Here is a 23508-nt window from a genome sequence, read left to right as displayed (position 1 = left end):
TGGGGGCTGGAAGGCCCCTTACCAATGCAGCTCCGGCAGATCGCGGAACACGCCACGAACTCCCGTGCCCCAGGCGTTGCTCAGGTCCTTGAAGTAGCTGTCTCCCTCGCAGAAGCGCCGGCGGTGGGTGATCGCCAGGCTGTCCCGTTCGTAGACGATCAGGTCGATCGGCATCCCCACCGACAGGGTGCTGCGCATGGTCGAATCGAACGACACCAGCACGCACTTGGCCGCTTCCCCCCAGCGTGGTGCTGGGATAGATCACCCGGTCGATGATCGGCTTGCCGTACTTCGCTTCCCCCGTCTGCAGGAACGGGGTGTCTTCGCTGGCTTCGATGAAATTACCTTCCGCATACATCCGAAACAGCCGGGGCACTTCACCCTTGATCTGACCACCGACCAGGAAGGAAGCATTGAACCCACCGGCCGAACCTTCCAGGTAGGGGCCATCCCGTTGTTGGATCGCCCGCACGGCATCGGACACCAGGCCCAACACATCGAACATCGTCCGTGCCGTCCACAGGTTGGCGTCTCCATTGCCGGCGTCGGCCCGCTGACGCAGCAGGCTGATCACCGCCTGGGTGCCGGCCAGGCTGCCGGAGCTGAGCAGCACCAGCACCCGATCGCCAGTGCGCTCGAACACCGTCATCTTGCAGAAGCTGGCGAAATCATCCACACCCGCATGGGTGCGTGAATCCGAGGCGAACACCATCCCGCTCTCCAGGAGCACGGCCACGCAATAGGTCATCGGGCCCACACCTGAAACGACTCCAGCACCGAGGGACCGAAGCTGGTGGTGAGGGCCACATCCGCCGCATCCCGGCCCCGGGCAATCAGGATCCGCCCGATCCGGGGTGTGTTGTTGCGCGGGTCGAACACATGCCAGCCATCGCCGAGGTAAGCCTCGAACCAGGCATGGAAGTCCATGGCGGTATGGGGCGGCGGCACCGCGATGTCGCTCAGATAGCCCGTGCAATAGCGCGCCGGGATGTTCATGCAGCGGCAGAGGGCAATCGCCAGATGGGTGAAGTCGCGACAGACTCCCTCTCGACTTTCAAGAGTTTGGAGGGCCGATTTGGTCGGGCTCGATCGGTTGTAGTCAAAGCGCACGTGCTGATGCACGAAATCGCAGATCGCCTGCACACGCCCCCAGCCGCTGGGGGCCCCCTCGAACCGTGACCATGCGAGATCCGTGAGCAGATCGCTCTCGCAGAAACGGCTGGCCAGCAGGAACAGCAACACGTCGTCCGGTAGATCCTCCACGGGACGTTGCTCCAGCTCTGGCAGGACTGGATCGGTCCATCCAGGGTCGGCCACCAGCCCACTGCCTTGCAGACGCAGCAGCCCAGCCGGAGCGACCAACCTGTGGCAGCGGTTGCCGTAGGAATCGACGTAGGAACGCAGCGGCACCGCTGGCGTCACCTGCAGCGGGTCGGCCTCCAGCAGATCCCCGGCCCTGCTGGCATGGACCCCCAGGGTGACGATCATCGGCGTGGGCCGTGGGCAGCGGAGCTCCAGATCGAAGCCCACGCGGATCTTGAGCGGAGGCTGCGATGGGGCGTTATCTAGCCTTTCCATGAGTCACCGTACTGACGCTGGAGCGCCTGGGAGCGGCGGGAAACCCTCCGCCAGGGAGGCCTCCAACACGCTGGCCAACCGCTCGGCCCACTCCCGCTGGCCGGCGCCCGTGGCCAGCAGGTCCTGGCGGATCTCCAGCTCCACGTGGGGAATCCGGCGGCGCTCCCCATGCACCACCAGGGTGTAGTCGCTTTCATCGCTCACGGCGTAGGGCTCGTTGTCCCCCACCCGGAGACCCTTCTCCCGCCCCAGCCCCTGGAGCATCCGACGGGCGAGGCGCCCGTCACGGCCGTGCAGCACCCCCACATGCCAGGGGCGCGCCACGCCCGAGTGCACCGGCGTGAAGCTGTGGAGCGTCACCAGCACGGTGGCTTGGGCCCGCTCGGTACGCCCATCGAGCTCGGCGGCGATGCGCTGGTGGTAAGGCTGGAACAGCTCCAGGGCCCGTTGCTGCCGCTCGGCGGCGGAGAGGTTGCCGTTGGCGGCGATGGCGGTGTGCTCGCTGCGGCTGACGATCGAGTCGGGAGCTTCCAGCGGCCGGTTGGCATCGATCACCAGCCGTGAGTAGTTGTGCAGGATCAATGAGGCGTCGAGCCGCTCCGACAGGCAGCGGCCCAGCCCATCGACGCCCAGATCCCAGGCCACATGGGTCTTGAGCACCCGAGCGCTCAGGTTCAGGCCAGCCAGGCGGCGGGGAATGGCGCGGCCGGCGTGGTCGGCCGTGAGCAGCACGGCCGAGCGGCCAGCGGGACGAACGATCTGGAACACGGCCGGATCACCGGCCCCCAGCAGGGGTTCGGGAGGCACCGTTGGGCTGCGAATGGGTCGACCCTAGGAAGGCTTGGATCACCAAGGCTTTGGCGCCTCTGCCCCAATTCCTGGCGCTCTCCAATCGAGAAATGGCCGTGCGGATGGTGATGGGCTCTGATCAGCTGGCCGACCGTGCGGCAGCGGGCTTCGGATTCAGCCCTGGCTTGGGCGTAACCAGGGCGTTTCATTCCTGCACTCCGGCGCTTTGCGTAGAGCCTTGCGCGCTGGCCGCCTTCCTCCTGGTGCGATGAGATTTCGCTGCCGATCGGCCTACGATTGGATCATGGAAATGTCCGTTGAACTGGACCTGGTCATCGAGCAGCGGCTTGACCGGCTTGTGCGCGATGCCGGCCGCTCGAAGGAGTTCTTTCTGCAGCAGATGATTCTCCAGGGCCTCGAGGACGTCGAGGATGCCTACCTCGGGGCGGCCGTGGCTGAGCGCATCAGGCGCGGTGAAGAGGCCACGCGCCCGCTTGAAGTCGTTGTAGCAGAACTTGGCCTGGACGATTGAGCTCTCCAAGCAGGCTGAGCGTGAGCTGGCACGACTCGATCGCCCAGCCGGTCGGCGTGTGGTCCCCTTCGTGGGCTTTGGCGCTACCGCGTGGGTGACTACCGCTTGATCTGTCAACTCCTGAATGATCAGCTTGTGGTTCTGGTGCTGAGGATTGGCCATCGAAGTGAGATCTACGACCGCTGAACGGCCACAGGTCAAAGGACGAAGAGTGCCTGCTGAACCAGCACCAACATCTCCTCAGAACTTCCGCAACTCCCGCCGCGGATCCCGCTGGGTGCCCTTCTGGCTGTGGAACACCTGCACCGCCAGGCCCATCCCCAGTAGCAGCAACGCCAGCAGCGCCCACGGATTGCGGCCGAACCAATTGCGGCCCTTCAACGTGCGGCGGCGGCGTGGGGCCATCGAGCCAGGGGCGGGACACCATGCTGCCGGAGCGCGGCCCGCCTCCCCTCAGCCCTCATGATCGCGGGGGTGGGTGATCCGGGGCAGCGTGCGCTCCAGGGGCGCCAGGCTGATGTTCTCGCAGGAGGAGAACTCGCCATGGCCGAAGGGATTGTCCAGATCCCAGATCATCAGCAGGATGAACACCATCAGGAAGGCGATCGAGCCGAGATAGAAGAAGATCTCCACCCAGTCCTCCATGTGGGTCAGCACCAGGCCGGCGCACAACAGGGTGGTGCTGGTGGCTGACAACCAATACACCGTGGGAACGAAGGGAATCGAGCGGATCGTTTCCATGCGCAGCAGCAGGCCCCGCAGCGCGGCCAGCTCCTGGAGCAACCGCGCCATGCAGGGGGATTCACAGCTGTGGCGCAGCTGAGCCAGCTCGGCATTGAGCCGGTCGATCCGATCCAGGAGCTCGTCGGCGCGGGTGGTGCCCTGGAACCAGCCCAGGAACCCTTGCCCCAGCTGGGCGACCGTGGCCAGGGCCGCCGCCGGTTCGGCCTCGGGCCGGGCCCAGCCCAGCGCCTGCAACTCCGCCACCAGGCTCAACAGGATCTCGGCGAGCTGGGCGGGACACTTCTCGCTTTCCTTGTAGTCAACGAGCACGCCGTTGAACAAAAAGCCGATCAGAAAGACGTTGGAGGTGATCAGTCCGGCGAACAGGGGTGTCGGCTCGAGCACCTCCCAGCCCCGGGCCATGGCCAGCGCCTTGAGCGCCGCCACCGGCAGCAGAACCAGGGCGAGCTTCAGCAGCATCCCCAGGCGGCGCATCACCATCGCGCTTGGCCCCCTTGATCCTTCACGGTGTCGCGCACCGGTCTACTCAATGGACCGCCGGCCCGCCCCCATGGCGCGATCGGCGTGCCCGTTGGAGGATCAGTCGATCACCCCTGTCCGCGCCCCATGCTGGTCAACCTCAAACAACGGCTCCAGTCGCTGCGGATGGTGGCGAGCCTGGCCGCCTTCCTCAAGAACCCCACCGAACTCACCAGCGTTTTCGCTGTGGCCCGCAGCCTCCAGGGCAGCCCCCTGGCCACCCAGATGCAGCGCCATCTGCTGGCCAATCCTGCGATGGCCGAGCTGGTGGTCACGCTCTGGAGGCCCGACCCGATCGATCTGGCCCAGCTTTCGGCTCTGCCGGTGGGCAGCCTGGGCCGCACCTACGCCGAGCAGCTCGTCAGCCAGGGGCTGACGCCCGAGAGCCTGATTGACCCCAGTCCGATCAGCTCACCGGCGCAGTACATCACCCACCGCCTGCGGGAAACCCACGACATCGTGCACGTGCTCACGGGTTTTGGCACCGATGGGGTCGGGGAACTGGGGCTGCAGGCCTTCAACCTGGCCCAGGTGCGCTCGCCCCTGGCGCTGCTGCTGATCTTTGGTGGTCTGCTCAGCGCCCTGCAGAACGACGAGCCACTCGAGGCGCTGCTGCACGCCCTCGCCCGCGGCTTCGAGTTGGGTCTGGCGGCCCGCTGCCTGATCAGTTTCAAGCTGGAAGAGGGCTGGGGGCGCCCCCTGGCCGACTGGCGCCTGGAGCTGGGGCTGCCGGAAACGCCGTTGGCCTGAAACTGATGCTCCGGGCCGGCTGTGAGCGCGGCCTTGGCGTCAGGACTGACTGGCGGCTTTCACTTGGTCGCGCCCTTGAAGCCGCTCCAGGCGCTCAGTTCCGCCAAACTCTGCACCCCTTCACGCCGTTCGCTGCCCAGCACCCAGGTGGGGAAGGCCTTGACCTTGGCGGCGACACACTTCTGGCGGCCCTGGTCGTCCTTGTCGCATTCCAGGTAGGGGAGCTTGCGCGCCGCCTCGGTGCCGAACAGGTTCTTCTGGTGGAAACAGTGGGAACACCACCAGGCGCCGTAAAAATCGCCCCCTTGGCGCGCAGGTGATCCGCCAGGGCGATCTGGGAGAGGGTGGAGGGGCTGACCGCCTCGATCCCCTGGGAACCTGCGGGCGCCGCCGCGGACGTCTTGACGGCCGGCTTGCTCCCGGCGCTCGCCGCGCCCATCAGTCCCAAGCTGGCCAAAACCAGCAGGGCCAGCTTCAGGCGTTGAGCCCTGGGGCCAGAGCTGGGGAGGTGGTGGGCCATGGGCGCGCGGGCGGGCTGGAGAAAACCTAGGGGGATTTCCGCCCTCCGGCGCCCCTGGCCAATGCCCGATCAACTGGGAGACTGGTTGGATTCACGTTTGACCGTTCCCCGCTGCGATGAGCGCCAACGGCTACCGCGACTACTTCAAGGTGCTCCAGGTCGAGCGCGGTGCCGACGCCGAAACGATCAAGCGTTCGTTCCGCAAACTGGCCCGCCAGTACCACCCGGATGTCAACCCGGGGGACAACGGGGCCGAGGCCAAGTTCAAGGAGATCAGCGAGGCCTATGAGGTGCTCTCCGATCCCGACAAGCGGCGGCGCTACGAGCAGTTCGGCCAGTACTGGGGCTCCGCCGGAGGTGGTGGCGGCAGCGCTGGCGCCGGTGTGGACGTGGACTTCGGCCGCTACGGCAATTTCGACGACTTCATCAACGACCTCCTCGGCCGTTTCGGTGGTCCCGGCGGCGGTGGGGGAAGCGCTGCCGGGTTCGGTGGTGCCCCGGGCGGGTTTGGATTCGGCTCCGGTTTCCCGGGGGGCTTCCCTGGCCCCGGTGGTTTCGCTGGCCCCGCGGGCGATCGCTCCCAGCCGCTCAATCTGGATGCGGAGGCCACCATCAATCTCTCCCTGGCCGATGCCTTTCGCGGTTGCGAGCGCACCTTGGCGGTCAACGAGGAGCGGGTGCAGGTGCGCATTCCCCCCGGGGTGAAGGGGGCAGCCGGCTGCGGCTCAAGGGCAAGGGCAACCTGCAGCCCGGCACCGGCCGCCGCGGCGACCTTTACCTCACCCTCCAGCTCCAGGACCATCCGATCTGGACCCTCGAAGGGGATCAGTTGCGGGCCGATCTGCCCCTCAGCCTCGATGAACTCAGCCTCGGGGCGGAGGTGCGCGTGGCCACCCCCGATGGCGAGGCCACCGTTCAGGTGCCGCCGGGTATGGGTGTGGGCCGCACCCTGCGGCTCAAGGGCAAGGGCTGGCCCCTCAAGGAAGGCCGCGGCGATCTGCTGCTCACCCTCAGCCTGCACCTGCCCCGGGAGTTCAGCGAGAGCGAGCTGGAGTTGCTGGGCCAGTTGCGCGATGTGCGCAGCAGCGACCCCCGGCGCGAGTGGATGGCGGCGGCCAGGCTCTAGGCCGAACCCCTCGATCCGTAGGATCCGCCCAGCGGTCGTCCCAGCATGGAACTCACCTACCGTCCCCGCCGCCTGCGGCGCACGCCGGCCCTGAGGGCCCTGGTGCGGGAATACCAGCTCAGCTCCGCCGACTTCATCTATCCCCTGTTCGTCCACGAGGGGGTCACCAACGAGCCGATCGGCGCGATGCCCGGCGCCCAGCGCTGGAGCCTGGAGGGCCTCGTGGGCGAGGTCGGCCGCGCCTGGGACCTGGGCATCCGCTGCGTGGTGCTGTTCCCCAAGGTGGCCGATGGCCTCAAGAGCGAAGACGGCGCCGAGTGCTTCAACGAAGGCGGCCTGATCCCGCGGGCGATCCGTCGGCTCAAGCAGGAGCATCCCGGCATGGCGATCATGACCGACGTCGCCCTCGACCCCTACTCCTGCGATGGCCACGACGGCATCGTCAGCGAGGAGGGGGTGGTGCTCAACGACGAAACCGTGGGCCAGCTCTGCCGCCAGGCGGTGGCCCAGGCCCGGGCGGGCGCTGATCTGATCGGTCCCAGCGACATGATGGACGGCCGCGTCGGCGCCATCCGGGAAGCCCTCGATGAGGAGGGCTTCGAGCACGTGGGGATCATCAGCTACACCGCCAAGTACGCCTCCGCCTACTACGGCCCCTTCCGCGAGGCGCTCGATTCCGCCCCCGCTCCGGTGCCACCAAGCCGATCCCCACCGACAAGAGCACCTATCAGATGGATCCGGCCAACGGCCGCGAGGCGCTCACCGAAGCCCTGCTCGATGAGCAGGAGGGGGCCGACATCCTGATGGTCAAGCCGGGGCTCGCCTACCTCGACATCATCCACCGCCTGCGCGGCGAAACCGAGCTGCCGATCGCCGCCTACAACGTCAGTGGCGAGTATTCGATGGTGAAGGCGGCGGCCGAGCGCGGCTGGATCGACGAACGTTCGATCGTGCTCGAAACCCTGCTCTGCTTCAAGCGGGCAGGCGCCGATCTGATCCTCACCTACCACGCCTGCGACGCGGCGCAGTGGCTCAGGCAGGGATGAGCGCGCAGCTGCCCCCGCGGGCCTGAGCCCCAGCGCCGAGAATGGATCGATCCGACATTCACGCCGTGCCCCCGTCCCCCCGCTGCGCCTGGGCCATGTGGCGGTGCGCGTCCAGGACATGGAGCGCGCCAAGGATTTTTACAGGGCCCTGGGCCTCGAGCTCACCTGGGATGCCAGCGACTGGGCCTACCTGCAGCTGCCCGAAGGCGGCGAGGGGGTGGCCCTGCTGGGGCCCGAGTATCGGGCTGCGGGGCCTCATTTCGCCTTCCACGTGGGCGATCGGGTGGGCCTCGCCGCCGTGCACGCCGCTCTCCAGGATCAGGGCGTGACGGTGGGTGCCATCCACGACCACCGCGACCAGACGGCCTCCTTTTACCTGCAGGATCCCGAGGGCAACTGGCTGGAGGTGCTGTTTGAGCCCGAAGGCGGGATCGCCTCCAATGTCGCCTGACACCAGGCCCGCTGGGCCCGAGTCACCGGTTCTAGTCGATTCGCTCCCAGTCGATCCGCCGCCGATTGATCAGGAAACCCGTTCGTTGCTGGAATGGGACCAGCTGGCGGCTGACCTGGCCGTCCATGGCTCCACTGCGGCCGGGCGGGCCCGCTGCGCGGAGCTCCCCTGGCCGATTCGCTGGCCCAGAGCCAGGCGCGGCTGGCGGAAACCACCGAACTGATCGGCCTCGATGGCCTGATCGAGGGCGGCCTGAGCTTCCAGGGGGTGGCTGACCTGGGCGCCACCCTGCGCCATTGCTGCAAAGGCGGGGTGGCGGGCGGCGAGGCGCTGCTGGCGGTGGCCACCACCCTGGCGGCGGCCCGGCGGCTGCGGCGCCAGATCGCTGACCACGAGCTCCGTCCGTTGACCTCATCGCTGGTGGCGGAACTGCGCACCCTGCCGGAGCTGGAGCAGCGGCTCCATTTCTGCCTGGAGGAGGGGGCCGGGTGGCGGATCGCGCCAGTGCGCCCCTGGCCGAGTTGCGCCGGCAGCTGCTGGCGGTTCGCAGCGAGCGGCGCGAGCGCCTGCAGGACCTGCTGCGCCGCTTCGCCCCCTGCTCCAGGACACGGTGATCGCCGAGCGCAACGGCCGGCCCGTGCTGGCGGTGAAGGCGGGCGCCGCCTCCCAGGTGAGCGGTCTGGTCCACGACAGCTCGGCCTCCGGCAGCACCGTGTTCATCGAGCCCCAGGCGGTGATCGCCCTGGGCAACCGGCTCAGGGAGCTGGAGGGCCGGGAGCGGGAGGCCGAGCGGGAGGTGCTCGCCGCGCTCAGCGCCCTGGTGGCGGCGGAAGCCGGCAGCCTCGAGACCCTGCAGAGAGTGCTGGTGGCCCTGGATTTCGGCCTCGCCCGGGCCCGCTATGCCCTGGCCCTCGGGGCGGTGCGGCCGGAACTTTCGGGCGATCCGTCGGCCCCCTTCCTGCTCGAAAACCTTCGCCATCCCCTGTTGCGCCCCAGCCCGCAGCGGCCGCAGGTGGTGCCAGTGACGGTGAAGGTGGGGAGCGAATTGCGGGTGGTGGCGATCACCGGCCCCAACACCGGCGGCAAGACGGTGACCCTCAAGAGCGTGGGGCTAGCGGCGCTGATGGCGCGGGCCGGCCTGTTCCTGCCCTGCGGCGGCACGCCGCGGCTGCCCTGGTGCGATCAGGTGCTCGCCGACATCGGCGATGAGCAGTCGCTGCAGCAGAACCTCTCCACCTTCAGCGGCCACGTGCGCCGCATCGCCCGCATCCTGACGGCCCTGCCCGAGCACCCATCCGAGGCGGCGGGGGCGTCCCTGGTGCTGCTTGATGAAGTGGGCGCCGGCACCGATCCCACCGAGGGGCGGCCCTGGCGATCGCCTTGCTCCAGCACCTGGCCGAGCGGGCTCGGCTCACGATCGCCACCACCCACTTCGGCGAACTCAAGGCGCTCAAGTACGACGATGCGCGCTTCGAGAACGCCTCGGTCGCCTTCGACGAGGAGACCCTCTCGCCCACCTATCACCTGCAATGGGGCATCCCCGGCCGCAGCAACGCCCTGGCGATTGCCTCCCGCCTGGGGCTGGCGCCCGGCGTGCTCGAGCGGGCCCAGGAACTGCTCGCCCCCCGTGGGGAGGGCGAACTCAACCAGGTGATCCAGGGGTTGGAGGCCCAGCGCCGGCGTCAGCAGGAGGCCGCCGAGGATGCGGTGGCCCTGTTAGCCAGCACCGAACTGCTGCATGAGGAGCTGCTGCAGCGCTGGGAGCAGCAGAAGGAGCAGTCGGCGGAGCTGCAGGAGCAGCGCCGCCGCCAGTTGGAAACATCGATCCGCGAGGGGCAGCAGGAGGTGCGCCGGATCATCCGCCGCCTGCGCCAGGGCCAGGCCGATGGCGAAACAACGCGGCTCGCCGGCGAGCGGCTCAAACGCCTGGAGCGGGACCACCGGCCCGTGCCCGAGCGGCGGCAGCACCGGGGCTGGATGCCGGTGGTGGGGGAACGCATCCGGGTGCTGTCCCTCGGGAAGTCGGCCGAGGTGCTGGAGCTCGCCGCCGGTGGCCGGGAGCTCACGGTGCGCTGCGGCCCGATGCGGCTGACGCTGCCCCTGGAGGCTGTTGAATCGCTCAGTGGCCAGAAGCCCCAGCCGCCGGAGCCCCCGCCCCGAAGGTGCAGGTGCGCATCCCCGCCGGGCTTGGAGCGGGCCCCTCGGTGCGCACCGAGCGCAACACCGTGGATGTGCGTGGTTTGCGTGTTCACGAAGCGGAGGCCGCCGTGGAGGAGCAGCTCCGGGTGGCCAACGGGCCGGTGTGGGTGATTCACGGCATCGGCACCGGCCGCCTCAAGCGGGGCCTGCGCGAGTGGCTGGCGGGGGTGGCCTACGTGGAGCGTGTGGCCGACGCCGAGAAAGGAGACGGCGGGCCGGGTTGCAGCGTGGTGTGGGTGAAGTAGAGGCGGCGACGCGCTCCCCTCCGCTCACCCCAGCTCCGGCAGCACCGGCAGCACCGGCAGCGCCGGGGCCTGGCCTGACGGCAGCTTGAGGGCTTCCCCTGGCGATCGAACAGGCGCCAGCCGCTGCCCACCACCTCCAGATGAACACTCTGGCCGGGCACCACGCGCTGGTCGGGGTCGGCGCGCAGCTGCACCAGATGGCCACTTTCCTGCAGGCGGGCGCTGACCAGCAGCTCATTGCCGAGGGCTTCGAGGTGGGTCACCTCCGCCGCCAGGTTGCGGTTCGTGGCGGGGGCGAGCACCAGATGCTCCGGCCGCAGGCCCGCTGTGAGCTCTTCGCCGGCGCGCTCGGCCAGGGCGCATGCCAGCGGCTCCTCCACCAGAAAGCGCTTGCTGCCCAGCTGCACCTGGGCGCCGCCCATGGCCCGCACGGGGAGCAGGTTCATCGGCGGGCTGCCGATGAACTGGGCCACGAACAGGTTCGAGGGCCACTGGTAGAGCTCCAGCGGCGTGCCCAGCTGCTGCAGGTGGCCCTGGTTGAGCACGGCGATGCGGTGGCCCATGGTCATCGCCTCCACCTGGTCGTGGGTGACGTAAAGGGTGGTGGTGCCCAGGCGGCGCTGCAATTCCACGATCTGGCCCCGGGTGCCCGTGCGCAGCTTGGCGTCGAGGTTGCTGAGCGGCTCATCCATCAGAAACACCGCCGGCTCGCGGGCGATCGCCCGGCCCAGGGCCACCCGCTGCTTCTGGCCGCCGGAGAGTTCCTTGGGCCGCCGCTCCAGCAGCGGTGTGAGCTCAAGGGTTTCGGCCACCTCGGCGATGCGGCGTTCGATGCGATCCTCTCGCTGCGAGGGCACCCGCAGGGCGGCGGGCAGCCCGCGGCCGGCCTGGTGCAGGCCGTCCTGGAGCTGTTGAACCAGGCTGCGGGGACGGCTGCGGCGCAGGCCGAAACCGATGTTGTCGGCCACGCTCAGATGGGGGTAGAGCGCGTAGCTCTGAAACACCATCGCCACATCCCGCTGGGCCGGTCGCAGCCTCGTGACGCAGCGCTCGCCCACGAACAGCTCACCGGCGCTGGGGTTCTCCAGCCCCGCCAGCAAGCGCAGCAGGGTGCTCTTGCCGCAGCCCGAGGGGCCGACCAGCACCAGAAACTCACCATCGGCGATGGTCAGGTCCAGCTGGTTGAGCACCGGAACCGGCCCTGACCCGCGCCGAGGCGGAAACACCTTGCTCACCTGCTGGAAGCGAACCTCAGCCAAGACCGGCCCTCAGACCGGCCGATCCTAGGGTTGGCCCCACGACCCAGTCCCCAGGCCCAAGCCCTTTGCAGTTCATTGATCAGGCACGCATCGCCGTGCAGGCCGGCCGCGGAGGAGATGGCATCGTCACCTTTCGCCGTGAGAAGTACGTGCCCGCCGGCGGCCCATCAGGGGGCGACGGAGGCCGGGGGGGCATCGTGCTGCAGGCCGATAGCAACCTCCAGACCCTGCTCGACTTCAAATACAAGCGTCAGTTCGTGGCTCCCGAGGGCCGCCGCGGCGGTCCCAACCGTGCCACCGGCGCCAGCGGCCAGACCCTGATCATCCAGGTGCCCTGTGGCACGGAGGTGCGTGATCTGGCCACCAACATCCTGCTGGGCGACCTCACCGAGCACGGCCAGCAGCTGCTGGTGGCGGCCGGTGGCCGTGGTGGCCTCGGCAACGCTCACTACCTCAGCAACCGCAACCGGGCGCCGGAGAAGTTCACCGAGGGCAGGGAGGGGAGGGCTGGAACCTGCAGCTTGAGCTGAAGTTGCTGGCGGAGGTGGGCATCATCGGACTCCCCAACGCCGGCAAGAGCACCTTGATCAGCGTGCTCTCGGCCGCCCGCCCCAAGATCGCCGATTACCCCTTCACCACCTTGGTGCCCAACCTGGGGGTGGTGCGTCGTCCGAGCGGTGATGGCACCGTGTTCGCCGACATCCCCGGATTGATCGCCGGGGCGGCCCAGGGGGCGGGCCTGGGCCACGACTTCCTGCGCCACATCGAGCGCACGCGCCTGCTGATCCATCTGGTGGATGCCAGCGCTGAGGACGTGGTGCGTGATCTGACGATCGTGGAGGCCGAATTGAGCGCCTATGGCCACGGTCTGGACATGCGCCCGAGGATCGTGGCGCTCAACAAGATCGAGCTGCTGCTGGAGGATCAAGTTGCGGAGCTGCAACAACAGGTGGCCAGCCACTGCGGGCAAGAGGTGCTGCTGGTGTCAGCGGCGACGGCCCAGGGCCTCGACCCCCTGCTGGGGAGAGTGTGGAGGGAGCTGGACCGACGCAAGCTGGTGGAGGCTGAGGCTGCGGCTCAGTCGTCGTAGACCCGGCACTCGAGGGCGTCGGGGTTCAGGTCGCAGTAAACCTCCAGGGGGCTGGGGTCGTGGCTGTCGTCGGGATGGTGGGCCTTGTACTCCTCAAGCTGCTTGAGCTCATCTTCCAGATGGCCGAGCTTCGCGGCATCTCCTGAGGCCTTGGCGGCTTCGAGCTCGCTCAGGTCCTTGAGGATGTGCTCGTCGATGGTGTTCATAGGTGCTCCGGCGCTCATCCACCGGTCGACGTCGAACCCACCATACGGGTCGTGGCCAGGAGCCGGTGCCGATTGTGGGCTCTCCCTGATTCGGCCTTCCGCACCCCTCAGGCGGGCAGCTCACTGAGTTCCATCCAGCGTTCCTCACCCTGGTGGATCTGCTCCACCAGTGCTGAAAGCTCCTGGGTGAGTCGTTCCAGGTCGGTGTAGTCGCCAGCGCCGCCGCCGGAGAGCTGGGCCTCCAGGGCGAGCCGCTGCTGCTCCCAGGCCGGCAGGTGGGCGTCGAGTTGCTCGAGCTCGCGAGTTTCTTTGTAACTGCGGCGTCGGGGGCGTTTGTCTGTCTCATCACCCCGGGGCGCACCGCCTGGGGTGGCACCGCCCGGGGTCGCCACCTCCTGGGCCGCTGGCGCCACGGGCACCGCCGCCCCTTTGGCCTCGCTGGCACGGCGCTCCAGATAGGCGCTGTAATTGCCCTCGAAGCGCTGCAGCCGGCCGTCTTCGAAGGCAAACAGGCGGTCGACGGTGCGATCGAGGAAATAGCGGTCGTGGGAGACCACCACCACACAGCCGCGGAAATCCTCCAGGAAGTCTTCGAGCACCGTGAGCGTGTGCACGTCCAGGTCGTTGGTGGGCTCATCCAGCAGCAGCACGTTGGGCGCTTCGATCAGCAACCGGCAGAGGTAGAGGCGCCGGCGCTCGCCGCCGGAGAGCTTGGCGATCGGGCTGTGCTGCTGGGCCGGCGGAAACAGAAAGCGCTCCAGCAGCTGGGAGGCGCTCACCTTCTCCCCCCAGATCGATCGAGCTGGCGGCCTCCTGCACGAAGTCGATCACCTTGCGCGCCACGCCCTTGCCCGCCAGGAAGGCCTCGGCCTGCTGATCGAAGTAGGCCAGTTTCACGGTGGCCCCCAGTTCCACCGTGCCGGCATCGGGGGCGCGCCGGCCGGCGATCGCATCGAGCAGCGTCGATTTGCCGCTGCCGTTGGGGCCGATGATCCCGACCCGGTCTTCCGGGGAGAAGTCGTAGCTGAAGCCCTCCAGCAGCACGCGTTCGCCCACCTTCAGACCCAGGTCGTCGGCGTCGATGGCGCGCTTGCCGATCCGGCGGCTGGCGGTGGCCAGGCTGACCGCGGCGCGGGCCTGGCGGGCCGGGGCCTCGCGCATCGCCTCGATGCGCTGGATGCGGGCCTTCTGCTTGGTGCTGCGGGCCTTGGGGCCCTGGCGCAGCCAGGCCAGCTCGCGCCGCAGGGCGCCTTTGAACTTGGCGTCGCTGGCGGCTTCGGAGGCATCCTCCTCGGCCTTGAGCTTGAGGTACGTGGCGTAGTTGCCGGCGTAGCTGCGGGCCTCGCCCCGCTCCACCTCAACGATCCGCCGCGTGACCCGATCAAGGAAGTAACGGTCGTGGGTGATCAGCACCAGGGCGCCGCCGAAGCGCTCCAGTCGCCCCTGCAGCCACTCAATGCAGTCGGCATCGAGGTGGTTGGTGGGTTCATCCAGCAGCAGCACGTCGGGTTCGGCCACCAGGGCCGAGGCCAGGGCCAGCCGTTTGCGGTAGCCGCCGGAGAGTTCTCCCACCCGGCGCTGGGTGTCGGTGATGCCGAGGTGATCGAGCACCTCGTGGCACTGGTGCTCCAGACCCCAGGCCCCGGACTGGTCCATGCGGCCGCTGAGTTCGCCCAGCTCCGCTAGTAACCCCCGTCGTCGGGCCGCTCCGCCAGGCCCTCGCCCACCGCCATGAAACGCAGCAGCAACTCCCGCTTCTCGCCGCAGCCGGCCACCACCTGCTCCAGCACCGTGCGCTCGGGGTCCAGTTCCGGGTCCTGGTCCACCAGAACCACCTTCCACTGCGCAGAGCAGCGCCGCTCCCCTTGATCAGGGGCTCCTGCCCCGCCAGCATCCGCATCAGGGTGCTCTTGCCGGCCCCGTTCGGGCCGATCAGCCCCAGACGTTCTCGCTCCGCGATGTGCAGGGTGAGGTCGGAGAAGAGGGTGCGCAGGCCAAAATCCTTGCTGACACCCACCAGGCTGATCAGGCTCACGCGATCGAAGCGGGTCGTTGTTGCTCCAGGTAAGCAAAGACGCTCTTGTCTCCCACATCCGCCGCCGCCGCCATCGGGAACTTGCGCGCGGTGAGCACCAGCAGCAGCGCCGCCTGCACGGCCAGCAGCGAGAAGGTGGCCTGATCCCCCAGCAGTCCCGTCAGGCGGCCCAGCAGGGCCAGGGGCAGCAGCAGGGTCACGCCGATCGCCTCGGGACGGCGGAAGCAGAAGAACTCCTTGAAGCCCACCCCCGCCAGGGCGGCGAAGAAGGGGCCCACCGCCCAGATCCAGCGCCCGTCGGCGGCCAGCGTGGGCACCACCCCATCGGCGCCGACGCGAACGGCCAGGGCCAGGCCCCCGAGGCTGCCCAGCAGCCAGAACAGCTGCAGGGTGCGGTGCAGGGGTTTGACATAGATATGAATCCAGCGCAGGGCCAGTCCGAGGCCCGTCGCCATCACGAGCAGCCAGGGCCACAGGCCCCGTGCGCCCCAGATCTGCCACTGCACAAGCAGCGACACTTCGGCCACGGCCACCAGCAGCAGGGCGAGGCGGTAGCTGAGCACCTCGCGGCGGTCCTGGTCCGTGATCGTGTAGGTGCCATAGGCCCCCTCGAAGACGGGATCGGTCATGGCTGGGGGGCGACGGGTGGTCCGTTCACCAGTGTGGCCAACTCCGGGCCCGCCGGAACGATGCCCGACGGGTGCAGGGGGAACAGGGCGCCGAAGTAGTCCCGGCGCCAGGCGGGCGCATCGCAGCTGGCGGCCACGCCGGCTGTGGCGAACAGCCGCGCCCGCCAGGCCGACAGGGCTGGGAATTGCCAGAGCGGCCGGCGGCTGCGGCCGAACAGGGGCGCGTAGACCAGCTCCATGCGGATCAGGGTTGGAAACAGCACTACATCGGCCAGGGTGAGTTGCTCGCCGCAGAGCCAGGGGCCCCGGGCGGTCAGCTCTGCCTCCGCTTCCTCCAGGGCCGCGAACAGCGCCGCCTCGGCCCGGTCGTAGGCCCCTTGGTTGCGGGCGAAGCCGCAGCGGTAGACGCCGTCGTTGACGGCGCTTTGGAACAGCTCGCGCCAGCGCTGGATCGGGTCGCTCAGCCCAGCGGGGGCCAGGTTGGGGGCGTCCTCGGGGCCGGGCCAGTGGTTGAGCAGATCGACCAGCACGGCGCTTTCGTTGGCCACGATCCGCCCCAGGCGGCGGTCGTAGAGGGCGGGCACCGTGGCGCGGGCGCCGGCGGGGCTGCCGGAGCGGCGGTAGAGATCGATCAGGGCGCTGGCGCCCTCGAACGGTTCCACGAAGCGCCAGCGGCCCCGTTCGGGGTCGGGCTCCACCACCAGCTGCTCGATGCTGGTATCAAGCCTGCGCAGGCTCCAGACCAGCCAGGTGCGGTGGGCCCAGGGGCAGCTGCGTCCCACGATCAGCACGTGGCGTCCGGGTTCAGCGGCCCCTGCGGGCAGCTCCGGAACGGCGGCGAAGGCGCCCGCGGGGCGGCGGTAGTTGCCATCGGCGTCGGCGGGGCCCAGGCCGCCCATCAGCTGCCGCCACTGGCAGTGCCAGAGACGGCGCACGCTGGAAACCACCAGGGGCGGGATGGGCATGGCAGGGGCCGAGGGGTTTGACGCCCATTCAGGTTGGCTCCAACGTGGCGATTCAGGTGCGGCGATCGGATGGCGGCAGGCACGGGGCGGGGTTCGGCCAGGGTGCTGGTGGTCGCCGGCACCCACGGCAACGAAGGCAATGCCCCCTGGCTGCTGCGCCACTGGCAGGCCCACCCCGAGGCGCTCGAGCGGCGGGGCCTGGAGGTGGAGCTGGTGCTGGGCAACCCCGAGGCGTTCGCGGCCCGCCGCCGTTACCTGGACCGGGACCTGAACCGCTGCTTTGCCGCGGAGCTGCTCGCCAACCCTGGGTGCCAGGAGCGGGAGGTGCGGCGGGCCCGGGAGCTGCTGGCGCTCCATGGCCCGGTTGGGGAGCTCCCCTGTGCCGTGGCCCTGGACCTGCACAGCACCACGGCCGCCATGGGCAATGCCCTGGTGCTTTACGGACGCCGGCCCACGGACCTGGCCCTGGCGGCGGCGATCCAGGCCGATCTGGGCTTGCCGATCTACCTGCACGAGGCCGATGCCGCCCAGACGGGATTTCTGATCGAACGCTGGCCCTGTGGCCTGGTGATCGAAGTGGGGCCCGTGCCCCAGGGGGTGATCACCGCCCAGATCTGCCGCCAGAGCCAACTGGCCCTGGAGTCGGCCCTGGCCGCCCTGGCGCGGGCCCGCGCCGGGGAGTTGCGCCTGCCGGCGGGCCTCACGGTACATCGGCACCTGGGCAGCCTTGATCTGCCCCGGGGCGTCGACGGTGCCCCCTGGCCTGCCTGCACCCCGAGCGTCAGCACCGCGACTGGGTGCCGATCCGTTCAGGGGATCCGATGTTCAGCTCGGCGGATGGCACCGCGGTGGCCTACCAGCCGTCGCCTGGAGCGGTGGATGAGCCCGTATGGCCCGTGTTCATCAACGAGGCGGCCTACGGCGAGAAGGGTATCGCCCTGAGCCTCACGCGCCGGGAGCGCTGGCCGATCGAACCCGCCTGGGCGGCGGCGCTGATCGCGCTGATGGCTGGCTGAATCAGCGCGGTTTGCCGTTGTAGATCACGCTGAGCACCTCACGGCCATCCGGGGAGATGCGCATCTCCGTTTCCGTCGTGGGGAGGAGGTTGAGCTGCCTCCAGCCCGGGGGGCCGCCCAGGAATCGGAACAGGATGCCCTGATCATTGGCTTCAATCAGGCAGTTACCGACCTTGCGGTCGAACATGCAGGCGTCAGCTCGGTAAACCCCAAGCCCCCCATTGATCTTCTCGGCCCGCATCCGGGCGAGGTTGGTGGCGCGCTGCAGATTGAAGGGGAAATCGACTTGGGCCCCTACCGGCGCAGCCACCAACAGGCTGAGGCTGGCGCTGAGGGCAAGTAGGTGGCGCATGCGGGGTTGGGAGCGTTGTTGGTGTTAAGCCCAGGCCACGGCTGGCTCAACCACAGGCCCAGGTGCCCTGCTCCTTGGTGCAGGGCAGATCGGTGCGGCTGCCATCGGCCCAGTAGATGCGCAGGCGGTCGTCGGCGCTGCCGATGCGGAAGGTCAGCGACTTGACCACACCGGCCGGGGGCTTGCCTTTGCTATCGGCCGGATCGGCTTTCTCCGGGGTGGCCTGGCGTTGCTCCAGTTGCTGCACCCGTTGCTCCAGCTGCTGAAGGCGCTGGGCCTCACGGCTTGGTTGGCAGGAGGCCAACGCCAGGCTGAGGCCAACCAGGGCCAGAGTCGAGCGAACCGGCGACAGGGTTGTGCGCAGACGCATCACCAAGGTGCAGGGGATGCGGGCACTCCTAGCAGTGGCTTTCGTCGGCTGGCTACAGACGCTCACTCCAGTACACGATGCCACCCATCAGTTCGACTTCGAGCCGGCGATGACGGGCCTGATGGACCGGCACCGTCTCCTGACGCCGCTCGCCCTGGTGTTCCCAGCAGATCAAGACCAAAACCAGACCTTTAAATCTGAACTCAACCTAAGGGGGCCTTTGTCGCAGCGGCTACCGATGGTGCGGAGATACACACCGCTGCATGGACCAGGGGCTCCGAGCGCCCCAACCCAACCCCAACCCCAGCCAGCCTCAAGCTTTCCTCACATCGCGCAATGTTCTGTTACACTTCCCCAGGCAGCGCCCGCCCGGGTGCCGTCCTACCTAACCGTCCCCTTACGGGGGCAACCCTCTCGCTCTTATGACCACCACCATCCAGCAGCGCTCCGGCGCTACTCCTTGGAACCAGTTCTGTGAGTGGGTCACCTCCACCGACAACCGCCTCTACGTGGGTTGGTTCGGTGTGCTGATGATCCCCACCCTGCTGGCCGCCACCACCTGCTTCATCGTTGCCTTCATCGCCGCTCCCCCGTCGACATCGACGGCATCCGTGAGCCCGTTGCCGGCAGCCTGCTTTACGGCAACAACATCATCTCCGGCGCTGTCGTTCCTTCCAGCAACGCCATCGGCCTGCACTTCTATCCCATCTGGGAAGCCGCCAGCCTCGACGAGTGGCTCTACAACGGTGGTCCCTACCAGCTGGTGGTCTTCCACTTCCTGATCGGCATCTTTGCCTACATGGGTCGTGAGTGGGAACTCTCCTACCGCCTCGGCATGCGCCCCTGGATCTGCGTCGCCTACTCCGCCCCCGTGGCAGCTGCCAGCGCCGTGTTCCTGATCTACCCCTTCGGTCAAGGTTCCTTCTCCGACGGCATGCCCCTCGGCATCTCCGGCACCTTCAACTACATGCTGGTGTTCCAGGCGGAGCACAACATCCTGATGCACCCGTTCCACATGCTCGGCGTGGCCGGTGTGTTCGGCGGCAGCCTGTTCTCGGCCATGCACGGCTCGCTGGTGACCAGCTCGCTGGTGCGTGAGACGACCGAAAGCGAGTCCCAGAACTACGGCTACAAGTTCGGCCAGGAAGAGGAGACCTATAACATCGTGGCCGCCCACGGCTACTTCGGTCGCCTGATCTTCCAGTACGCCTCGTTCAACAACAGCCGCAGCCTGCACTTCTTCCTGGCTGCCTGGCCCGTGATCGGCATCTGGTTCACCGCCCTTGGCGTGAGCACGATGGCCTTCAACCTGAACGGTTTCAACTTCAACCAGTCGATCCTCGACGGCCAAGGCCGCGTGATCAACACCTGGGCTGATGTGGTGAACCGCGCTGGTCTGGGCATGGAAGTGATGCACGAGCGCAACGCTCACAACTTCCCGCTTGACCTGGCGGCCGCCACCGCCACCCCCGTGGCGCTGACCGCCCCGGCGATCGGTTGAGTCGCCTAGCGACCTCCATCGGTTGATTTCATCGCCCCCTCGAGAGAGGGGCTTTTTCATGGGCCGCAGGGGAGCTGAACGGCCGCTCTCCCTGACAACCCCTCAGACTTGAAACAAACCCTGGGTTAACGGCTGGAAGAGGTCGTGATGCTGTTCTGCAGAAATGATGGCCTGGATGAATTCCTTCCCAGCGAAGGTAGGGCTGTTGTGTTGATGCGGAAGGCTCCAAAAAGCCGGTGATCGGACTTGAACCGACGACCTACTGATTACGAATCAGTTGCTCTACCACTGAGCTACACCGGCAGCGCCTTGAAACTAGCATTCGGAGATCGCTGCCCCCAGGCCCCAGCCATGGCACCAGGACCCCGGGCACCCTTGGATCCCGAGCTGCGTCAGCGGCTGCTGCAGGAGGCACGCACCCCCTGGCGCGGCCTGCGGCGTGCCCTCTGGCTGGCCTTCAGCGCTTCAGCCGCCGTGGGCCTGGCCACCATGGCGCTGAGGGCGAGCGCGGGCGGAGAGGTGGCCCTCAGCGATCTGGGCATCCAGGTGGGCGCCCTCGGCCTGTTCGGCCTGCTCCTCTGGCGCGATCGAGCTCATGACAAGGGGAAGGAACGTCCCTGAGCGCTTGGCTCGCCCCGGCCCGTGGGCGATGGCTTTAGCCCAGGGGGTTTGCTTCCCCGGCTCGTTGGCCGGCCCCTCGGTTTCTTGATCTGTCCCTGGGCTTGCTTCGGCCCCATCGGTGATCTGAGCTGAGAGCTCATCGGCTTGGGCGATCTGGATTTCAGCGTCCTCGCCTGCATTGGCCTCGACTCCAGCAGAATCCTGGGCCTCCAGGACACTTGCTTCGAGCGCGCTTGGCCCCTGGGTTTCGCTCGCCAGTGGGTCGTCGGCTGATTCGGATCCAGATTCCAGTGCCGGTGCGTCCGGCTGAACGTTGTGGTGTTCACGGGAACCCTCAGCAGCGGCTGGTTCTTTGTCGCGCAGGGGATCAAACAGCAACAAGGGCAGCCCCAGGCTCAGGCGGCTCTGCTCCAGCTGGGCCAGGCTCAGCGGTGTGGCCCCGTCGACCAGGGCCTGATCGAGGCTGAGCAGGCGCAGGGCCTGCACCAGCTGCTGCCATTGCCACAGCATCAGCGCCAGCAGCGGCACGCTGAGCAGCAACACCACCAGCCGGCCACTGGCAGCGAAGGGCGAAAGGCCGGTGGCGAGGCCAGCCTGCTGATCGGCCCACCAGGTGAGGGGCAGCAGCAGGGCGGCTCCCGCGGCCCTGGAGAGCTGGAGCCCCAGCCCCGCTTGCAGGGCGCTCAGCCGCTGCTGCAGGGGCCGGCGTCCCCGCAGCGGCACCTGCACCAGCACCAGCGACCACAGATCCGGAGGCCGTTTCCAGAGCAGCACCGCCGGCAGCAGGGCGCCCAGCCCCCAGACCAGCAAACGCTCGAGCGCGGGAACCGGCCCAGGATCGGCCCCGGCCAGCAGGACCAGCAGCAGCAGCACCTCCAGGGGCAGGGCCGCCAGGCCCAGCAACTGGATCCAGAGCAGCGCTTCGCTCCGGGGGTCACGTCAGCTGCTGAGCGTGCGGCGCTGGGTGACGAGCTTGTAGGCCTCCACCCGGTCGCCCTCCTGCCAGTTGGCGAAGCGATCGCAGCCGATGCCGCATTCGAAGCCCGTGGCCACCTCCTTGACGTCGTCCTTGTTGCGGCGCAGGGAGTCGAGGTCGCCCTGGTAGACGATCTCCTTGCCGCGGTGAACCCGCACCTTGGCGTTGCGTTGCAGCTTGCCGGTGGTGACGTAGCAGCCGGCCACGGCGCTCTTGCCGATGTTGAACACGACCCGCACCTCGGCTTCGCCCAGGGACTCCTCCACCAACTCGGGCTCCAGCAGACCCTCCATGGCCAGCTGGATGTCCTCGAGCAGTTTGTAGATGACGTCGTAGTCGCGCACGTCGACGCCCGTGGCGTCGGCGGCCCGCTTGGCACCAGGCGCCATCGAGGTGTTGAAGCCCACGATCACGGCGCCGGAGGCGGCCGCCAGATCGACGTCGGTTTCGGTGATCTCGCCCGGGGCGGAGAGCAGCACCCGCACCTGCACCTCGTCCTTGGGCAGTTGCTCGAGCGAACCAAGGATCGCCTCGACGCTGCCCTGCACATCGGCCTTGAGGATCAAGTTGAGCTCCTTGAGGTCCCCTTCTTTGACCTGACCGGACATGGAGGTGAGCGACACCCGGCGGGAGGCCATCTGCTGGGCGAGGCGTGTGGCCCGGGCGTCCGTGGCCCGTTCGCCCACCACCGAGCGGGCGGTCTTCTCGTCGGGGTAGACCTCGAACTCGTCGCCGGCGGTGGGCACTTCGCTGAAGCCCAGGGCTTCCACGGCGAAGGAGGGGCCGGCCTCCTTCAAGCGTTTGCCGGTGTCGTCGACCATGGCCCGCACCTTGCCGAGCACCGGACCGGCCGCCAGGACGTCACCCGCCCGCAGGGTGCCGTTCTGGATCAGCAGCGTGGCCACCGGGCCCTTGGCCTTGTCGAGGTGGGCTTCGATCACGGTGCCCTTGGCCATCCGGTCGGGGTTGGCCTGGAGGTCTTCGACCTCGGTGACCAACAGGATCATCTCCAGCAGCTTGTCGATGTTCTGCCCTTTGAGGGCGCTCACAGGCACCATCACGGTGTTGCCACCCCAGTCTTCGGCCACCAGCTCGAGGCCGGAGAGCTCCTGCATCACCCGCTCGGGCGAGGCGCCCTCCTTGTCGATCTTGTTGATCGCCACCACGATCGGCACCTCGGCGGCGCGGGCGTGGCTGATCGCTTCCAGGGTCTGGGGGCGAACGCCGTCGTCGGCGGCCACCACCAGCACAGCCACGTCGGTGACCTTGGTGCCCCGGGCGCGCATGGCGGTGAACGCCTCGTGGCCAGGGGTGTCGAGGAAGGTGATCTTGCGCTGTTCGCCGCCGTGGGGCACCACCACCTGGTAGGCACCGATGTGCTGGGTGATCCCACCGGCTTCCCCGCAGCCACGCGGGTCTTGCGGATGGCATCGAGCAGGCTGGTCTTGCCGTGGTCGACGTGACCCATCACCGTGACCACCGGCGGCCGGCGGATCAGGTGCGCGAGGTCGCTGTCCTCGATCATTTCCACCGTCTTCTTGGCGGCTTCCTGGACGTCGTCTTCGAGCACCGGCACGCCGAATTCCTCAGCCACGGTCTCGATCGTGGAGAGATCGAGGGTCTGGGTGACGGTGGCGCTGATGCCCTTGAAGAACAGCGATTTGATGATCTCGGAGCTCTCGACGCCGAGGCGGTCGGCCAGCTCCTGCACCGTGAGGTTGCCCTCCGGCACGATCAGCATGTCGGGCCGCACCGCCTTGGCCTCGCGGGCCGCCCGCAGTTCCATGGCCCGGCGGCGCTGGCGCTGGCGTGTGGTTTCCTTCTTGCGTTTGCGCACCGCCACCGTGGGCTTGGCGGCGGCGGCGGCCTTGCTGCGGGGTTTGGCCGGTCGGGCCAGGCTGGCCTGGAGCACGAGCGCTTCCTGCTCACCGGCGAAGCCACCGGTTTCGGCGGTGAGCGCATCGTCGTTCTCGCCGATGATGTGCACCT

General features: G+C 68.3%; 21 protein-coding genes, 1 tRNA gene and 9 pseudogenes. 13 read left to right on the top strand and 18 right to left on the bottom strand.

The features are described from left to right. Positions 1-18: 18 nt before the first annotated feature. Positions 19-198, bottom strand: a complete 180-nt coding sequence (locus AAF143_RS17545) for a hypothetical protein (RefSeq protein ID WP_414027451.1) — start codon at positions 196-198, stop codon at positions 19-21. Between AAF143_RS17545 and AAF143_RS17540 the strand changes: the two genes are divergently transcribed. Beyond that, positions 197-694 carry a hypothetical protein gene (locus AAF143_RS17540; protein WP_414027450.1) on the top strand — a complete coding sequence of 166 codons (498 nt, stop codon included), beginning with the start codon at positions 197-199 and terminating at the stop codon, positions 692-694. The two genes, AAF143_RS17545 and AAF143_RS17540, sit on opposite strands and share 2 nt — an antisense overlap. 50 nt (positions 695-744) lie before the next feature. Here AAF143_RS17540 and AAF143_RS17535 read toward each other — a convergent pair whose 3' ends face one another. Together AAF143_RS17535 and AAF143_RS17530 are read right to left on the bottom strand one after the other, a co-directional pair. Continuing rightward, the gene (locus AAF143_RS17535) at positions 745-1530 is read right to left on the bottom strand and encodes a transglutaminase-like domain-containing protein (protein ID WP_414027449.1); all 786 of its coding nucleotides are present in this window, start codon (positions 1528-1530) and stop codon (positions 745-747) included. Between the two features lie 51 nt (positions 1531-1581). Beyond that, positions 1582-2385, bottom strand: coding sequence for an N-formylglutamate amidohydrolase (locus AAF143_RS17530; RefSeq protein ID WP_255010864.1), 804 nt, complete (start codon positions 2383-2385; stop codon positions 1582-1584). 292 nt (positions 2386-2677) lie between these two features. On the opposite strand from AAF143_RS17530, the gene AAF143_RS17525 reads away from it, so the two are divergent. Next, positions 2678-2899 carry a DNA-binding protein gene (locus AAF143_RS17525; protein WP_414027448.1) on the top strand — a complete coding sequence of 74 codons (222 nt, stop codon included), beginning with the start codon at positions 2678-2680 and terminating at the stop codon, positions 2897-2899. A gap of 90 nt (positions 2900-2989) precedes the next feature. Next, positions 2990-3085, top strand: coding sequence for a type II toxin-antitoxin system RelE family toxin (locus AAF143_RS17520; RefSeq protein ID WP_255010860.1), 96 nt, complete (start codon positions 2990-2992; stop codon positions 3083-3085). Between the two features lie 54 nt (positions 3086-3139). Here the strand turns inward: AAF143_RS17520 and AAF143_RS17515 are convergent, their stop codons facing one another. Next, positions 3140-3304, bottom strand: coding sequence for a hypothetical protein (locus AAF143_RS17515; protein ID WP_255010858.1), 165 nt, complete (start codon positions 3302-3304; stop codon positions 3140-3142). Positions 3305-3352: 48 nt separating this feature from the next. Beyond that, positions 3353-4117, bottom strand: a complete 765-nt coding sequence (locus AAF143_RS17510; protein WP_414027447.1) for a hypothetical protein — start codon at positions 4115-4117, stop codon at positions 3353-3355. 132 nt (positions 4118-4249) lie between these two features. On the opposite strand from AAF143_RS17510, the gene AAF143_RS17505 reads away from it, so the two are divergent. Then, positions 4250-4912, top strand: coding sequence for a Coq4 family protein (locus AAF143_RS17505; RefSeq protein WP_255010855.1), 663 nt, complete (start codon positions 4250-4252; stop codon positions 4910-4912). A 59-nt stretch (positions 4913-4971) separates the two neighbouring features. On the opposite strand, the gene AAF143_RS17500 is transcribed toward AAF143_RS17505, so the two are convergent. Beyond that, entirely contained in the window at positions 4972-5505 is a 534-nt protein-coding gene (locus tag AAF143_RS17500) for a hypothetical protein (RefSeq protein ID WP_414027446.1), read from the bottom strand. Between the two features lie 43 nt (positions 5506-5548). Here AAF143_RS17500 and AAF143_RS17495 point away from each other — a divergent pair. From AAF143_RS17495 to AAF143_RS17480, 4 genes and pseudogenes are all read left to right on the top strand, one after another. Next, a pseudogene (locus AAF143_RS17495) lies at positions 5549-6558 on the top strand (DnaJ C-terminal domain-containing protein). Between the two features lie 45 nt (positions 6559-6603). Then, positions 6604-7604: pseudogene (hemB, locus tag AAF143_RS17490) on the top strand (porphobilinogen synthase). Between the two features lie 97 nt (positions 7605-7701). Then, positions 7702-8055 (top strand): VOC family protein, encoded by a 354-nt coding sequence (locus AAF143_RS17485; RefSeq protein ID WP_414027445.1) that lies wholly within the window; start codon positions 7702-7704, stop codon positions 8053-8055. Next, a pseudogene (locus AAF143_RS17480) lies at positions 8045-10499 on the top strand (endonuclease MutS2). Before AAF143_RS17485 ends, AAF143_RS17480 begins: the two are co-directional and overlap by 11 nt. On the opposite strand, the gene AAF143_RS17475 reads toward AAF143_RS17480, so the two are convergent. Further along, positions 10427-11758: an ABC transporter ATP-binding protein gene (locus tag AAF143_RS17475; protein ID WP_414027444.1), complete on the bottom strand. Its 1332-nt coding sequence runs from the start codon at positions 11756-11758 to the stop codon at positions 10427-10429. The pseudogene AAF143_RS17480 and the gene AAF143_RS17475 overlap by 73 nt on opposite strands. 65 nt (positions 11759-11823) lie before the next feature. On the opposite strand from AAF143_RS17475, the pseudogene obgE reads away from it, so the two are divergent. After that, positions 11824-12848: pseudogene (gene obgE / locus AAF143_RS17470) on the top strand (GTPase ObgE). Here the strand turns inward: obgE and AAF143_RS17465 are convergent. The 4 genes and pseudogenes from AAF143_RS17465 to AAF143_RS17450 form a co-directional block, all read right to left on the bottom strand. Further along, entirely contained in the window at positions 12836-13054 is a 219-nt protein-coding gene (locus tag AAF143_RS17465) for a Calvin cycle protein CP12 (protein ID WP_255010832.1), read from the bottom strand. The pseudogene obgE and the gene AAF143_RS17465 overlap by 13 nt on opposite strands. 107 nt (positions 13055-13161) lie before the next feature. Beyond that, positions 13162-15089, bottom strand: a pseudogene (locus tag AAF143_RS17460) (ABC-F family ATP-binding cassette domain-containing protein). Next, positions 15086-15718 carry a DUF2301 domain-containing membrane protein gene (locus AAF143_RS17455; protein ID WP_255010829.1) on the bottom strand — a complete coding sequence of 211 codons (633 nt, stop codon included), beginning with the start codon at positions 15716-15718 and terminating at the stop codon, positions 15086-15088. Before AAF143_RS17455 ends, AAF143_RS17460 begins: the two are co-directional and overlap by 4 nt. After that, positions 15715-16683, bottom strand: coding sequence for a glutathione S-transferase C-terminal domain-containing protein (locus AAF143_RS17450; RefSeq protein ID WP_414027443.1), 969 nt, complete (start codon positions 16681-16683; stop codon positions 15715-15717). The genes AAF143_RS17455 and AAF143_RS17450 overlap by 4 nt, the downstream gene beginning before the upstream one ends. Before the next feature lie 69 nt (positions 16684-16752). Between AAF143_RS17450 and AAF143_RS17445 the strand changes: the two are divergent. After that, positions 16753-17699: pseudogene (locus AAF143_RS17445) on the top strand (aspartoacylase). A 1-nt stretch (position 17700) separates the two neighbouring features. Here the strand turns inward: AAF143_RS17445 and AAF143_RS17440 are convergent. From AAF143_RS17440 to AAF143_RS17430, 3 genes are read right to left on the bottom strand one after another with little or no spacing between them, the layout of a single operon-like run. Next, positions 17701-18051: a hypothetical protein gene (locus tag AAF143_RS17440; RefSeq protein WP_255010824.1), complete on the bottom strand. Its 351-nt coding sequence runs from the start codon at positions 18049-18051 to the stop codon at positions 17701-17703. Positions 18052-18097: 46 nt separating this feature from the next. Further along, the gene (locus tag AAF143_RS17435) at positions 18098-18421 is read right to left on the bottom strand and encodes a hypothetical protein (protein WP_255010822.1); all 324 of its coding nucleotides are present in this window, start codon (positions 18419-18421) and stop codon (positions 18098-18100) included. 52 nt (positions 18422-18473) lie between these two features. Then, positions 18474-18596: a hypothetical protein gene (locus tag AAF143_RS17430; RefSeq protein ID WP_414027442.1), complete on the bottom strand. Its 123-nt coding sequence runs from the start codon at positions 18594-18596 to the stop codon at positions 18474-18476. Between the two features lie 247 nt (positions 18597-18843). On the opposite strand from AAF143_RS17430, the pseudogene AAF143_RS17425 reads away from it, so the two are divergent. Both AAF143_RS17425 and psbA read left to right on the top strand, forming a co-directional pair. After that, positions 18844-19038, top strand: a pseudogene (locus AAF143_RS17425) (hypothetical protein); the annotation flags it as partial. Next, entirely contained in the window at positions 18981-19922 is a 942-nt protein-coding gene (gene psbA / locus AAF143_RS17420) for a photosystem II q(b) protein (protein WP_414027531.1), read from the top strand. The pseudogene AAF143_RS17425 and the gene psbA, both read left to right, overlap by 58 nt. 231 nt (positions 19923-20153) lie before the next feature. On the opposite strand, the gene AAF143_RS17415 is transcribed toward psbA, so the two are convergent. Beyond that, positions 20154-20225, bottom strand: a tRNA-Thr gene (locus AAF143_RS17415). Between the two features lie 48 nt (positions 20226-20273). On the opposite strand from AAF143_RS17415, the pseudogene AAF143_RS17410 reads away from it, so the two are divergent. Further along, a pseudogene (locus AAF143_RS17410) lies at positions 20274-20453 on the top strand (photosystem II assembly family protein); the annotation flags it as partial. On the opposite strand, the gene AAF143_RS17405 reads toward AAF143_RS17410, so the two are convergent. The 3 genes and pseudogenes from AAF143_RS17405 to AAF143_RS17395 form a co-directional block, all read right to left on the bottom strand. Further along, positions 20388-21461 (bottom strand): low-complexity tail membrane protein, encoded by a 1074-nt coding sequence (locus tag AAF143_RS17405; protein ID WP_414027530.1) that lies wholly within the window; start codon positions 21459-21461, stop codon positions 20388-20390. The pseudogene AAF143_RS17410 and the gene AAF143_RS17405 sit on opposite strands and share 66 nt — an antisense overlap. 21 nt (positions 21462-21482) lie before the next feature. Continuing rightward, the gene (gene infB / locus AAF143_RS17400; RefSeq protein WP_414027441.1) at positions 21483-22874 is read right to left on the bottom strand and encodes a translation initiation factor IF-2; all 1392 of its coding nucleotides are present in this window, start codon (positions 22872-22874) and stop codon (positions 21483-21485) included. Positions 22875-23152: 278 nt separating this feature from the next. Next, positions 23153-23260 (bottom strand): annotated as a pseudogene (locus tag AAF143_RS17395) (translation initiation factor IF-2 N-terminal domain-containing protein); the annotation flags it as partial. Positions 23261-23508 lie beyond the last annotated feature (248 nt).

The sequence above is a fragment of the Cyanobium sp. ATX-6F1 genome (genome assembly GCF_047395825.1).
Taxonomy (GTDB): domain Bacteria; phylum Cyanobacteriota; class Cyanobacteriia; order PCC-6307; family Cyanobiaceae; genus ATX-6F1.
This window is presented reverse-complemented; position numbering and strand designations above follow the sequence as displayed.